The sequence below is a fragment of the Planomonospora sp. ID91781 genome, assembly GCF_015711595.1.
Taxonomy (GTDB): domain Bacteria; phylum Actinomycetota; class Actinomycetes; order Streptosporangiales; family Streptosporangiaceae; genus Planomonospora; species Planomonospora parontospora.
In genome coordinates, this window is sequence record NZ_JABTEY010000001.1 from 232,352 (window position 1) to 245,135 (window position 12,784).

15 protein-coding genes are annotated in these 12,784 nt (G+C 76.1%); 4 read left to right on the top strand and 11 right to left on the bottom strand.

Features of this window, described 5'->3' with window-relative positions; genetic code table 11:
- Positions 1-86 precede the first annotated feature (86 nt).
- Both HS048_RS01080 and HS048_RS38650 read left to right on the top strand, forming a co-directional pair.
- Entirely contained in the window at positions 87-482 is a 396-nt protein-coding gene (locus HS048_RS01080) for a nuclear transport factor 2 family protein (protein ID WP_068902273.1), read from the top strand.
- Between the two features lie 91 nt (positions 483-573).
- A complete protein-coding gene (locus tag HS048_RS38650) occupies positions 574-1,689 on the top strand; it encodes a lytic transglycosylase domain-containing protein (RefSeq protein ID WP_196465861.1) in 1,116 nt (371 codons plus the stop codon).
- Positions 1,690-1,781: 92 nt separating this feature from the next.
- Here the strand turns inward: HS048_RS38650 and HS048_RS01090 are convergent, their stop codons facing one another.
- The gene (locus HS048_RS01090; RefSeq protein ID WP_196465862.1) at positions 1,782-2,318 is read right to left on the bottom strand and encodes a hypothetical protein; all 537 of its coding nucleotides are present in this window, start codon (positions 2,316-2,318) and stop codon (positions 1,782-1,784) included.
- A gap of 120 nt (positions 2,319-2,438) precedes the next feature.
- On the opposite strand from HS048_RS01090, the gene HS048_RS01095 reads away from it, so the two are divergent.
- Entirely contained in the window at positions 2,439-2,825 is a 387-nt protein-coding gene (locus tag HS048_RS01095; protein ID WP_196465863.1) for a nuclear transport factor 2 family protein, read from the top strand.
- 102 nt (positions 2,826-2,927) lie between these two features.
- Here the strand turns inward: HS048_RS01095 and HS048_RS01100 are convergent, their stop codons facing one another.
- Positions 2,928-3,857, bottom strand: coding sequence for a DMT family transporter (locus tag HS048_RS01100; RefSeq protein WP_196465864.1), 930 nt, complete (start codon positions 3,855-3,857; stop codon positions 2,928-2,930).
- A 396-nt stretch (positions 3,858-4,253) separates the two neighbouring features.
- Entirely contained in the window at positions 4,254-4,829 is a 576-nt protein-coding gene (locus HS048_RS01105) for a TetR/AcrR family transcriptional regulator (protein WP_196465865.1), read from the bottom strand.
- Positions 4,830-4,924: 95 nt separating this feature from the next.
- Between HS048_RS01105 and HS048_RS01110 the strand changes: the two genes are divergently transcribed.
- Complete coding sequence (locus tag HS048_RS01110) at positions 4,925-5,275, top strand: rhodanese-like domain-containing protein (protein ID WP_196465866.1); 351 nt, start codon at positions 4,925-4,927, stop codon at positions 5,273-5,275.
- A gap of 52 nt (positions 5,276-5,327) precedes the next feature.
- On the opposite strand, the gene HS048_RS38655 is transcribed toward HS048_RS01110, so the two are convergent.
- The 8 genes from HS048_RS38655 to HS048_RS01150 form a co-directional block, all read right to left on the bottom strand.
- Positions 5,328-7,943 (bottom strand): bacterial transcriptional activator domain-containing protein, encoded by a 2,616-nt coding sequence (locus tag HS048_RS38655; protein ID WP_196465867.1) that lies wholly within the window; start codon positions 7,941-7,943, stop codon positions 5,328-5,330.
- 152 nt (positions 7,944-8,095) lie between these two features.
- The gene (locus HS048_RS01120) at positions 8,096-8,485 is read right to left on the bottom strand and encodes a hypothetical protein (protein ID WP_068902254.1); all 390 of its coding nucleotides are present in this window, start codon (positions 8,483-8,485) and stop codon (positions 8,096-8,098) included.
- Positions 8,482-8,976 carry a pilus assembly protein gene (locus HS048_RS01125; protein ID WP_196465868.1) on the bottom strand — a complete coding sequence of 165 codons (495 nt, stop codon included), beginning with the start codon at positions 8,974-8,976 and terminating at the stop codon, positions 8,482-8,484. Before HS048_RS01125 ends, HS048_RS01120 begins: the two co-directional genes overlap by 4 nt.
- Before the next feature lie 38 nt (positions 8,977-9,014).
- The gene (locus HS048_RS01130) at positions 9,015-9,359 is read right to left on the bottom strand and encodes a hypothetical protein (protein WP_196465869.1); all 345 of its coding nucleotides are present in this window, start codon (positions 9,357-9,359) and stop codon (positions 9,015-9,017) included.
- A 213-nt stretch (positions 9,360-9,572) separates the two neighbouring features.
- Positions 9,573-10,460 (bottom strand): type II secretion system F family protein, encoded by an 888-nt coding sequence (locus HS048_RS01135; protein ID WP_196465870.1) that lies wholly within the window; start codon positions 10,458-10,460, stop codon positions 9,573-9,575.
- A 118-nt stretch (positions 10,461-10,578) separates the two neighbouring features.
- Positions 10,579-11,469, bottom strand: a complete 891-nt coding sequence (locus HS048_RS01140; protein WP_196465871.1) for a type II secretion system F family protein — start codon at positions 11,467-11,469, stop codon at positions 10,579-10,581.
- The gene (locus HS048_RS01145) at positions 11,466-12,158 is read right to left on the bottom strand and encodes a hypothetical protein (protein WP_196465872.1); all 693 of its coding nucleotides are present in this window, start codon (positions 12,156-12,158) and stop codon (positions 11,466-11,468) included. Before HS048_RS01145 ends, HS048_RS01140 begins: the two co-directional genes overlap by 4 nt.
- Positions 12,155-12,736 (bottom strand): SAF domain-containing protein, encoded by a 582-nt coding sequence (locus tag HS048_RS01150; protein WP_196465873.1) that lies wholly within the window; start codon positions 12,734-12,736, stop codon positions 12,155-12,157. The genes HS048_RS01145 and HS048_RS01150 overlap by 4 nt, the downstream gene beginning before the upstream one ends.
- Between the last annotated feature and the right edge of the window lie 48 nt (positions 12,737-12,784).

The window sequence follows — 12,784 nt, forward strand, 5'->3', positions numbered from 1 at the left end:
GGTGATCCTCCCGACCTGGCACACCGGCCGGGCAGGTCGTAGTGTTCGCGGCGACGGGAACCGGTCATCAACCGCAGAGGATCGCCGTGCACGTTCACGAGGCCGCGTTGCGCTGGACACAGGTGTGGACGACAGGATGGGCCCAGCAGGACGCCGAGGCCATCGTCGAGCTCCAGGCCGAGGACGGCGTCCACTGGTCGACGCCCTTCGGCTCTCCCCACCGGGGACGCGCCGGGCTCAGGAAATATCTCCAGGACGCGTTCGCGTCGGAGGTCGAGCCGACGCGGGCCCGCTTCGCCGCGCCGCTGGTCCAGGGGGAGCAGGCCGCCGCAGAGTACTGGGCGCTGTGCCGCTACGACAGCGGACCGCTGACCATCTCGGGGTGCACGATGCTCCGCTTCGACGCCCGGGGCCTGGTCGTCGAGTCCCGGGACTACTCCTACGTCACCCCCGGTCACGTCCCCTTCCCGTTCGGCTGGTAGCCGGCCCGGCCCGCTCCGCCCTCGCCCGGACGGCTCACCGGCCGAGCGGGGAACCGGCCTGAGAGGCCGCCGCTCGGGTACGTTGGGGCCGGTGGAGCAGCAGCAGACGAAGATCGGAAGAGCCGGCCGGTGGGCGGGGCCGGCGCGGGCGGGCTCTCCGGACGGCGAGCCGGTGGCCGCGCGCGCCCGGCGGCACGACGGATCGGCGGACGTGCACCCCTGGCGACACGGCGAGCCGGTGGCCGCGCGCACCCGGCGGCGCGGCGGGCCGGTGGCCGCCTCGCTCCTCGCCCTGGCCGTCGCCGTCTCCGGCTGCGCCGCCTCGCAGGGATCGGCCTCCACCGCCGCCCCGGCCGGCCGTACGGCGGAGCGGACGGCTCCGGAGCGATCCGCGGCACCGGCGACGGCACCGGCGACGCAGCCCGCGCGTGAGGCCGCCGCCGATCTGCCCGCCCCCGGTGCGGCGATCCCCAAGGACCCGGCCCGGCTGGCCCGTGCCCTGACCGACACCACCGCACGGCTCCGTCGGGCGATCGACGACTGGATCCGCGACGGCGACCCCGCCGAGGGGAGGGCTCCCGAGCCGGTGGTGCTGCTGGCCCTGCACCAGCAGCGCATCTACCGCCACCTCGCCCGCAACCCGAAGACCGCCTCCCGCACCTACCCCGGGTTGTCGAAGGCCCTGGCCGGGGAGGCGGAGGCCAACGTGACGGCCGGCCGGAACCTGCTCTCCCTGGTCCACCCCGTCAGCAGGCCGGCCAGGTTCCGCGTCCGGGAGCCCGAGCCCGCCGACGTCCTGCTCAAGCACTTCCGGCACGCCGAGCGCCGGTTCGGCGTCGACTGGGAGGTGCTGGCGGCGGTGATGTTCGTCGAGACGAAGTTCGGCCGCGTGCGCTCGCCCAGCCACACGGGCGCCAAGGGGCCCATGCAGTTCATGCCGGGGACCTGGGCCGCCTACGGGATGGGCGGCGACGTCCACGACACCCGGGACGCCCTGCTCGCCGCGGCCAACTACCTGCGCGCCTCGGGCGCGCCGCGCGACTACCGGCGCGCGCTGTACGCCTACAACCACTCCTGGGCGTACGTCGACGCGGTGCGGCTGCACGCGCGCCAGATCAAGCGCGACATCCGGAACTACTACACCTACTACAACTGGCAGGTGTTCGTGGTCACCACCCGCGGCGACCGCCGCCTCACCGGCCCCTGACCGCGCGGTTCCAGCCCTTCGGGACGGCCGCCGCGCAGACGATCGCACCGCCCCGGTCAGGGCGCGCCGCAGGGACGTGACCGAGTCCGTGATCAGGACGTCTTCGCCGGGTGCAGGGCTTCCCCCCGCCTGGGACGGTCGGAACGGAGCGCGAGCACCATCAGGGCCACCGCGGCGAGTTGGTAGAGGTCCCCGCCGACCGCGGAGAAGACGGGCCACTGCGGGCCCTTGTCCATGGACTCCGCCGACCCCTCCACCAGGAAGAGCACGAGATGCAGGCTGTACATCGGGACCAGGACGGCCGCGAGGAGTCCGGCGGCGACCCGGCCGGTCCGCGGCCGACCCAGCCGGGCGCCGAGCAGGCACATCCCGAGCCCGAGCAGCACGTACGGCGCGACACCGAGGATCCCGGTGAACTGCACGTAGCGGATCAGTATGAGGATTTTCAGGAGGCGGCCGCCGGAGAAGAGCTGGACCATCCCGTAGATGTTCCCGTCGTACTCCTCCGGCGGAACCGGTGGAGTCGGCGGAGTCAGCAGTGCCTGCATCTCCAGCCAGCCCAGGTAGGCGGCCGGAACCGCCGCCCACAGCAGGGCGGCGGCCCACAGCATCCGAGATCGTCGTGTCACGCCGGGCGACTCTAGCGGGCGGTGTCGCCGGACGGTTCCTTCCCGCGTGTCCGCACCGGGAGGCATCATGTCCACGTCGGTGGCCGCGCGCAGCGGAGACGGCGGAGAGAAGGGTTTCCCATGTCCGGCCAGACGCTCACGGACGAACTGCACGAGGCCGAGCGGCGCCTGCAGGCGGCTCAGCTCGCCGGAGACGTCGAGGAGCTGGACCGGCTGCTCCACGAGCGGCTCGTCTTCACCGGCCCGCCGGACGGCGCCTGCGTCACCGACGCCAAGCGACTCGACCTGCACAACCACCGCTCGCGGACGCAGGTCATGACCGAGGTCGTCCAGGAGGACCTCACCGTGCTCGTCGAGGGGCGGACCGGGGTGACCTGCTTCCTGGGCAGGCTGGCGGGCACGTTCGCGGGCGAGCCGTTCGCCGGGCGGATGCGCTACACCCGGACCTGGGTCCACGACGACGGGTACGGCTGGCGCGTCCTGGCCGCCCACGCCGGTCCCGCCTGACGGCCCGGTTCCGGCCCCTGACGGCCCGGTTCCGGTTCTCTGAAGGCCCTCTGAAGGCCCTCTGAAGGCCCCTGCTTCCGCCCGGCGGTCCCGGGCGCCCTCCTACCGGGACCGTCCAGGGAGGTCGGAGAGGTCGGCGGAGCCTTCCGCAGGGGCCGGCGCGGCCGCGCTCCCACCCGTGGAGCGGCTCGCGGTCGCCAGCACGGAACCGCCGAGGATCAGCGCGAACGCCATGACGGTCGGCGCGGTGAGGGGCTCTCCGAGCAGGACGACGCCCGCGGTGACGGCGACCGCGGGATTGACGTAGGTGAAGACCAGCGCCCTGGAGGCGCCGACCTCCCGGATGAGCGCGAAGAACACGATGAACGCCAGCGCGGTGCAGACGAGGGCCAGCCCGGCGAGCGCGGCCAGCGCCCGGCCCGAGGGCAGTGCGTCCGGCCAGGTCGCGATCGCGGGCGGCGTGTACACGAGCACCGCCAGGCCCAGGCACACGGCCGTCATGGGCAGGGACGGGACGTCCCGCAGCCGCCGGGCGGCGATGATCGGGGCCACGGCGTAGCAGGCCGCGGCCAGCAGCACCTCGGCGGTGGCCCACACGCTCCCGCCGCTCAGCTCCGGCCCGGCCAGCACGGCCACCCCGGCGAACCCCGTGGCCAGGCCCGCCCACCGGAGAGGGCTGAGCCGTTCGGTGCCTCCGGTCAGCCGTTCCACGATCACCGCGATGATGGGCGAGGCCGCGATGAGCAGGCCGGTCATCGAACTGGTCAGATGGCGTTCGGCGTCGGACAGCAGCCACCACGGCACGATGATCTCGATCACCGCGAAGGCGGCCAGCGGGCGCCGGTGCCGGAGGATCCCCCGCAACCGGCCCCCGTACAGTGCCAGCGGCAGCAGGACCGCGGCACCCACCGCGGTCCGCGCGAACACGAGGACGGGAACGGACACCTCGTCCACCGCCACCTTGATCAGCAGGTACGGGATCCCCCAGATGACGCTCATCATGGCGAACAGGCCCCAGCCGCGTCGGCTCACAGGCTCACACTCCCCGGTTCGGAATTCGGCTTCCCGGGCTTGCGGACGCTCCTGCCCGCGGCGGACGCCGGAGACCTCGGCAGACGAGCCCCGGCCTCTCCCGAAGCCCGTGACGAGCACCTTAGAAACGGCGTCGGCCGGATGTAAGAGCCAAATCCATACGGAGTGAACGGACCAAGGGGAAGGGGAGCCGGGAGACGTCCCGCCCACGGCTCCGACCGGTGTCTCCTCACCGTCCCGCCCGCCGGGCCCGGGTGTCTCCTCACCGTCCCGCCCGCCGGGCCCGGGTGTCTCCTCGCCCTCCCGCCCGCCGGGCCCGGGTGTCTCCTCGCCCTCCCGCCCGTCCTGCCCGCCGGGCCCGGCGGAATCCCGCGGCGACCGGTCCGAGGCGGCTCCTCACCCCACCCCGCCGAGCACGAGAGCCCGGACGGCCTCCCTTGCCCGCGCCTCGCCGTACTCCCCGGCCAGGGCCGTCATGTGCTCGGCCGCCAGCGGGGCGAGCAGCGCGTGCGCGAGCGGGTCGGCGTCGCATCCCGGACGGATCTCGGCGAGCAGGATCGCCGCGTGCAGACGCCAGAACCGGTAGGCGCCGATCCGGTAGCGCGCGCCGGGGCTGGCGGTCTCGGACAGGCGGACCAGGTCGAGATGGTCCAGCAGGTAGTCGAGGTAGGCGTCCACGAAGGCGGAGAGCCGCTCGGCGGCCGGGGCTCCGGGGCCCAGCGGAGGCGGTCCGGACAGGAGGGCCTCCTGCAGCTCGCGCTCACGCTCGTCGAGCAGGGCCGCGGCCAGTCCCGACTTGTCGCCGAACCGGCGGAACAGCGTGCCCTTCCCGACCCCGGCCTCGGCGGCGACCGCGTCCATCGAGACGCCGTTCACCCCCCTCTCACGGAACAGCCTCGCCGCCGCCGACAGCACCTTCAACCGGTTGCGCGCGGCGTCCGCCCGTTCCTTCGGTACTTCTCCCAGCAGCATCCGCAGCGGCTCGCTTGACGAAACGGACTGCGGTCCGGTAATTTTCGGGTCGTTCACACAAACGGACTATAGTCCACTTGACTTCGGAGGTCGACATGACCGCACTGATCAGCCGCGACGAACTGAAGGCCGCGATCGAGGCGGGGACCGTCACCGTCGTGGACGCCCTCGGGGGCGCCTACTACGAGCAGCAGCACCTGCCCGGGGCGATCGCCCTGGTGGAGGGCGAGGTCACCGCCCGCGCCGCAGAGCTGCTGCCCGACCGGGACGCCGCCATCGTCACCTACTGCTCCAACCCCGCCTGCGGCAACAGCGAGGCGGTCGCCCGGCGCCTGTCCGCTCTCGGTTACACCGACGTGCGCAAGTACCGGGAGGGCATCCAGGACTGGGTCGAGGCGGGCCTCCCCGTCGAGACGGGTCTGCCCGCCGAGCGCGCGGGGGCGTGAGCGGAGGCTGCGCCCACCGCCGCCCACCGCCGCCCACGCCGCTCACCGCCGCTCACAGCTCGGACAGCAGGCGCTCCGTCTCGCGGGTGGGCCGTACCCCCATCGCGCACAGGCGCCTGCGCAGGAGCGTCGCCGCCTCACCCGCCCGGTCCCGGTGGCCGAGCTCCAGCTGGAGGCGGATGAGGCGGCGCCAGGCCTCCTCCGGGTCCGGGTCCAGGGCGACGGCCCGCTCCAGGACGTCGAGCGCGGCCTGCGGGTCTGCGGGCGCCCGGAGCTCGGCGAGCCGGACGAGCACGTCGGTCTGGACCCGCCGTTGCCCGCTGCGCCGGTCGTCGAGCCACTCGCGGGCGAGCCCTTCGGCCAGCGCCCCGCGGCAGAGCCGGGCGGCGCAGTCCAGGGCGTCGATCCGCGACCTGTCGTCGGCGGCCGTGCCCGCCTCCCCGACCACGGCCTCGAAGTCCCACAGGTCCACCGCGACCATGGCCGGATCGATGCGGTAGGTCCCGCCGTCCCCGGTGATGAACGGGGAGTCCCGGCGGCCCCGGTCCGCCCCGTCGGTCGCGGCCCGCAGCGCGTCGCGCAGGCTCCGCAGGGCGTCGTGGACGCACGCGTCCACCTCCGTGCCCGGCCACAGGGCGGCACGGATCTCCCCCGCCCGCAGCCCCTGCGGGTGGAGGGCGAGCAGGACGAGCAGGAGCAGCCGGGGACCGTCCACGGGCACCGCCCCGGGGCGGCCCTTCGCCTGGACGACCGGCCGCCCGAGGATCGAGAGGCGTACGGGCTCCGGGCCCTCCCAGACGGGCAGCCCGTCCGCGTCCGCCCGTTCCCCGGCGGAGCCGCGGGCACCGCGCCCGCCGGAGGAACCGGGGACACCGCCCGTATCGGCCCCGCCACGGTCCCCGTCGCCCTCCTCCTCGCCCTCCTCGTCGAGACCGTTCCCGGCGCGGCCGTCACCGTCTCCGGCGGCCGCCTCGGCGAGCAGGCGCAGGCAGTCGCCCCCGTCACCGGCGGAGAGCCCGAAGAGCCGCGCGCCGAGCAGTTCCTCGGCCTTCGGCCCCCTCGCCTCGCCGATCCGGCCGTCCTCCCCGACCTCGCAGGTGGTCCCCGGCGGCCAGTCGCCCAGCAGCAGCGCCCCGGTGCCGGTCCGCGCGGAGGAGGCCAGCAGCGCGGCCACGTCCCAGTCGAAGATCTCCTCGGTCACCGACGCGACGAGCAGGACGGCGGGCAGCACCTCACCGGGATCGCGCTCCCGGAGCTCCGCGACGTCCGCGGCACCGCGTTCGATCAGCATGCGGCGCCGGGTGAAGTGCGCCTCGGTGAACCGGTCGACCGCCGCGTCGGCCGACTCGACGACCGCCAGCCCCGGTACGGCGCCCGCCCGGGCCTCCCACCCATCCCCGGCGGGGTCGAACAGTTCCCGCGCGTCCGCCGCACGGACGACGACCTCGGCGCGGAACCGCCCGGCCTGCCGCAGCAGGTCCAGGACGATCGCGCGGGCGGACCGGACGGCCCCCGGTCCCGTGAGCCCCAGGCTCAGCCCGGCGAGTCCGGCCTCGACGCCGCTCCGATCGCCGCGGTGGCCGACGAGCAGCCGTTCCGGCACGTCGAGGGAGAACGACTCCCGCACCAGATCGGCGTCGCCCGGCAGCTCCTCGCCCCTGTCCGCGTAGGTCCGCAGATGGGCCCGGCGCAACGCGCCGACGACGGGAGCGGGCTCCGGGTCCTCCTCAGGACCGCTGCCCGCGCCCGCCCTGGCTCCGCTCCCGGTCCCGGCCCCGGTTCCGCTCCCGGTCCCCGTCCCGATTCCACTCTCGGTCCCCGCCCCGGCCCTGGTCTCCGGTCCGGCTCCGCTTCCGGTCTCCGCCCCGGCTCCGGCCGGGGCCTGTGGGGAGATCCTCCGACGGCGATGGCGGTGGAAACGGACGGTGGCGTAAGCGGCGCTGATGCCGGCGGCGAACATCGGGGAGACCGCTCCACCCGACGGGGTCTCCACGACGAGCGCTCCGGGAGACACGGACTCCGGCACGGCGACCGGGGCCGGTGGGACCGCGGGCCGTACCACCGGCGGAACCCCGGAGAACGGAGAAGCCGCGACCTCGGGGAACAGAGAACGCGAGGCCTCGGAGAGCGGAGAGCGCGAGGCCTCGGGAACCGGGACCTGCGGGATCCGGATGCCGGATGCCGGTGGCAGACCGCCGGGATCGGTCGCGTCCTTCTCCAGGGTGATCCTTCTCATCGGGGCCGTGGGCCACGAGTCACCGGCGGCGGCCACCACGATCGTCGAGGGCTCCCGGCGGACGGTCGGCTGCGGGCCGGGCGGCGGGACCGCGGTGGTGAGCGCGCCGATCAACCGCTCCATGACGGCCCTCGGCGGCCCGAGCAGCGGTAGGTGGATCTCCACTCCCCGGGCCGCGACGGCGATCTCGGCGAGCAGCGCCACCGTGAACGCCGCCCACAGCAGCCAGAGCGCACCGGTCAGGATCCCGTACGGCAGGCCGTCCGGGATCGGGCCCGTGAGCATCCGCCGGGCCTCCTCCCAGGACGGGACCTCCCGTGGGAACCGCGGGACCGGTGGACCGTCCAGGCGGACCAGCAGCATCGGGACGCCCGCCTCGACCACCGAGAGCAGCCCGATCACCCCGAGAAGGCGCGCCGCGCGCCCGAGCACCCGCCCTGTCCGCCGTCCCGCCCTCCGCAGCTCCGCCCGCGCGGCCTTCCACCCGGTGGCCCGCGCGTCCGGCCGCCCCGCCGAACACGCCCCCGTGCCCGCGCCCGCGCCCGTATCCGCCTCCGCAGGAGCGGCGGCCCCCGGGGCCCTTCTCATCGCGGCGTCCCCGCCGTCCGGCGCTGTGCCGTCACCGACGCGCGGCCGGAGACCTCGAAGGCGCCCACCCCGGCGAGACCGAGGATCCGGGGCGGCTGGACCACCCGTACGACGACCGTCACCGTGTCGCCGGAGACCTCCACCGTGGCGCTGCCGGAGGCCGCCGAGGCGTAGGCCAGCGCGGCGGTCCGGGCTCGGCCCGGGTCGAGCCGCACCTCCCCGTCGCGGCGGTAGGCGCCGAAGTCGAGCTGCCGGGCGCCCGACCGCGCGGCCTCGTACGCCTCGTTGACCGCCCGCACCCGGGCCGCGAGCACCAGGCCCCCGTCCACGACGATCCCGGCGAGCAGGAGCAGCGCTCCGACGACTCCCGCCGCGAACCCGTTCACCGCGACCTCCAGGAGGGGATCGGCGCGGTGAAGGCCGAGGTGAGGTCCGCTCCGCCCGGAAGGTGCGCCATCGCTACGTCCGCCAGCCGTACCCGGCAGGTGACGGTCACGGTGACGGCGCCGCCCGGCCGGAAGAGGCCGACGCCCACGTCCGGGCCCGCGACCGCCGGGCCGCCGCAACCGCTCCGGCCGGAGGCGAGCACCGCCTCGGCCGCGGCCCGCGCCGCCGAGACGGCCCCGGCCGGATCGCGGGCGGCGGCCGCGGCCCGGGCGGCCTGGCGGGCGGCGCCGTCGACCTCCAGCCGCGCGCTGACCAGGCCGCCCGCCACGACCGCGGTCAGGATCAGCACGAGCAGCAGCGCAACGAGCAGGACCAGCCCCACCGCCGCGACCCCCCGCTCCCCCCGGACCACCCCACCCGGCAGGGACCCGCCGCTCCGGACCACCCCACCGAACAGCGACGTGCCACTCCGGGCCGCCTCGCCCGGCAAGGGTTTACCGCTCCGGACCACCCCACCCGGCAAGGGCCTCACCGGCCGTCTCCCATGTCTCCCGGTCTCTCCACCGGGCCGTGCACGACCACCCGCACCGGGAGATCCAGGAACGGCACGACCGCCTGGGCGACCCCGCTGACCTCGGCGCGGGCGCTGTCCGCCGTACGGGACACCGAGGCCCGCGCGTCGCGCAGCACCGGTCGCCCGAGCTGGGACAGCAGCAGCGACGCCTTCGCCCGGCCGACCTCCGCCCCGGCCCCGTGGACCCGGGCGGACGCCAGCGCCTCGGCCGCCGTCACCTCCGCGACGTGTACGGCGTGCCGCCACACCCCGAACTGCACGACGAGCAGGACGAGCGCCAGCGCGGCGGGGAACGCCACCGCCGCCTGGACCGCCGCCGCCCCCCGGTCCGGTACGAACTGGCGGGACCGTGCACGGGCGGCGTCCCTGCAGCCGTCCCTGCAGCCGTCTCTACGGCCGTTCCCCCGGCCTCCCTGGCCGCTCCCGTCGCTCTGACCGGCCCTTCGGCCGTCTCCGCCGTTTCCCTGGGCGTTCCGGATGTTCCTCCAGTGGTTCAGGGCTCCTCCAGCCGCTCAGAGTCCGGCCAGGACCGAGGCGACGGCCGGGTAGCCGGTGAAGATCAGGAAACCGAGGAGCAGCCCCGTGACGGGCAGGTCCATGCGCTCCGTCGCGGCCCGGGCCGCGATCTCGGTCTCGGCGAGCCGCCGAGACCGGAGCTCCGCCGCCCTGGCGGTGAGCGAGGCGCGCAACCGGGTGGCGTCGGCCCCGGCGAGCCCGCCCGCGACGGCGAGGCCGGCCAGTTCGTGCACGCCGTACTCCTCCCCCATCCGCCCGAGGGCCGCCCAGGGAGGACGGCCGGAGGTCAGCGCGGCCCGGACCGCGGCACCGAGCCGCTCGAACGCCCACCCGTCGCCGGCCCGCGCCGCCTCGGTCAGCGCGCCGTCGATGTCGCGGTCCTCCGCGAGGGCGATGACGGCCAGGTCCAGGAAGGCGGAGAGCGCGTGGCGGAGCTCGTCCCGCCGCCGGGCCGCACGCGAGCGCAGCACCCGGTCGGGGGCGAGGAATCCCGCCGTCCCCAGGAGTGCGGACGTCCCGGCGGAGACCTGCCAGGGCGTGGGGGCGTCGGCGAACGCCGCGGCCGCGCAGGCGGCGGGGCCCAGCAGCGCGCCCGCGATCCCGACGACGGCCTTCTCCCCGAGCAGGCCGTTCGTGCTGCCCCCGCAGACGGCCAGGTCGCGGCGGGCCGCGACGCCGGGCAGCCCCCAGGCGGCCAGCGGTCCGGCCAGCGGGCGGCCGAGGCGCGCGAGGAGGCCCGCGCCGGGGTCGGCGGGGCGTACCGGGGTGCCGTGGCGGAGCCGGTGGAGCTCCTGGGCGAGCGTGGGGCGGGCGGGCCAGAGTCCGAACAGGAGGGAGACGATCCCCAGACCGGTGCCCGCTCCGAGCAGCAGTGCGAGCGCCATCAGGCATCGCCCCCAACCAGGTGGAGCGGCAGTGCGAGTGCTATCAGGCATCGCTCCCAACCAGGTGGAGCGGCAGTGCGAGCGCCGCCGGCCGGGCGGAGCGGCAACGTGAGCGCCATCAGGCATCGCCCCCGTCCGGCCGGAGCGGCAGGCGCGGCGGTTCGGGGACGCGGCCGAGCCGGTGGAGCAGGAGGAACGAGACCGCGGAGACGAGCCCCGCCGCCAGCAGGACGAGCTGCCCGGCCGAGGTGTCGTAGGGAGCGAGGAACTCGCGGTTGAACAGCACCAGCCCGCCCGCCGCCACCGCCGTGGCGGCGACGACCACCCGGGCCGACGACCTGGCCCTGGCGCGCGCGGACGCGACGCGCAGCCGCACGGAGGCGTGCGCCCGGGCGGCCTCGGCCACCGCGCCGAGCAGGACGCCGAGCCGGTCGGCCCGCCGCCCGGCGGCCAGGATCAGCGCGGCGCACACCAGGTCGCCGGTCGGATCGGCGAGCTCGTCGGCGAGTTGCCGGAGCGCCGCGGGGAGCGGCTCGCCCCGGCCGACACGGGCGGCCAGCCAGACGATCCGGGGCCGGATCGCCGCCGGTGCGATCGGCGCGGTCGCGGTGACGACCTGCTGCAGCCTCGTCGGGGCGACGAGGACGTCGCGGAGCATCTCCGCCCAGCCCGCGATGGCCTCGATCCGCTCCACGGCCCGCGCGTGCTCGTGGTCCGGGCCGAGCGTCCCCGGCAGGAACCAGCCGGCCAGCCCGGCCAGGACCGTGCCGACGGGCCAGTGGGTGAGCGCGCCGACGGCTCCGGCCGCGAGGACCGCGGCGGTGATCCGCACCGGTGTCCGGCGGTCGGCGCGCGGGCCGTACCTCCCGGCTCCCCGGAACCCCCGGGGGCCCCGATGCCCCTGGTGCTCCTGACCCGCCTCCTGCCGGCGCAGTCCCGAGACGAGCAGGAGGAGCCCCGCACCGGCGCCCGCCCCGGCCAGCACCGCCAGCAGCACCTGAACGGTCACGCCACTCCTTCCAGCGGCGCGACCGAGGCGAGCGCGCCGGAGATCCGGCGGGCGGCCCGGACCAGGCGGGTCCGCTGCCGCCGCCCCTCCAGGAACGCCTGGGCGGCCGGGTCGTGGGCGATGTGCGCGCGGATCCGCACGCCGATCGCGTCGGTCACCTCCCGGGGCGGGTAGGAGCCCCGGCCGACCAGGACCAGCTCGGCGTGGGGCAGGGCCTCCGCCAGTCCTTCCAGGTGCGCCAGATCCGCCAGCCGGGGACGCGCCAGGACGAGGACGCGGTCCATGCTCACGGCGAGCTCCGCGGCCGGGCCCGCCAGCCGCCCCAGGTCGGCGACCACGGCCGCGCCCGCCGGGAGTTTGCCGAACACCTCCGGCAGCGTGGCGCTGAGCGTCATGAGCGCGGCGTGCGCCCGGTCCGGCCGGGCGGGGCCGGCGATCACCGGCAGGCCGCCGGGCAGGGTCTGCGTGTGGCGCCGCAGCACCTCCGCGTCGCGCTCGCTGCGGGTCTCGGCGGCCAGCGAGACGGTTCCCGGGGAGGGTTCGAGCCGGAAGTATCCGGCGAGCTCTCCGCCGGAGGCGTCCAGTTCGGCCAGGACCACGTCCGTTCCGGGCCAGGTGGCCGCTAGGGCGAGGGCGAAGGTGGTCGCACCCGGCGAGTTCTTCATCGAGGCGACGCCGATGACGGTCACCGCGCCCCCTGCGAGACCTGCACCAGTGTGAACATGCCCTGCGCGACCGGAGCGGCGATCTTCTCCGCGTCGCTCCGCGGCAGCAGCAGCGTGACCACGGCGGGGCTCTGCGGCTGGTCGGGCCTGCGGACCTCGGTGACCACGGCGACCACGGACTGCGGCCTCGTGCGGGTCCCGCCGGCGCTCGCGGTGACGGCGTCGCCGGGGATCTCGGTGACGGCGACCCGGTCTCCGGGCGCCAGGCCCGGAGCGTACTGCCCGGGCCGCACCGCCGCCCCGATCAGCGCCTGGTCCGGCCGGGGGTGGGCGGCGCTCTCGCCGACGTTCTTCTCGGTGAGCAGGGCCCCGGCCACCACCGGGACCGTGAGCTTCCGGCCGACCAGGCTCCCGGCACGGCTCGCCGGGATGAGGCCAGCGTCCACGGCCCCGGTCACCGGGCGCAGGTCGCCGGCGTCGAGGACGTGCCCGGCCGGGAGGTCGGACCGTACGGCCACCGCCCCCGCCGGGGTCCCGGCCCGCAGGGTGATCGCGGCCGAGGTGAGCGCGCACGCCGCCACGAGGACGCCTCCGAGCAGCATCCTGCCCGCGCTCCGGCGCCTCCTCGGCGCACCGGTCGTCGGTCGCGC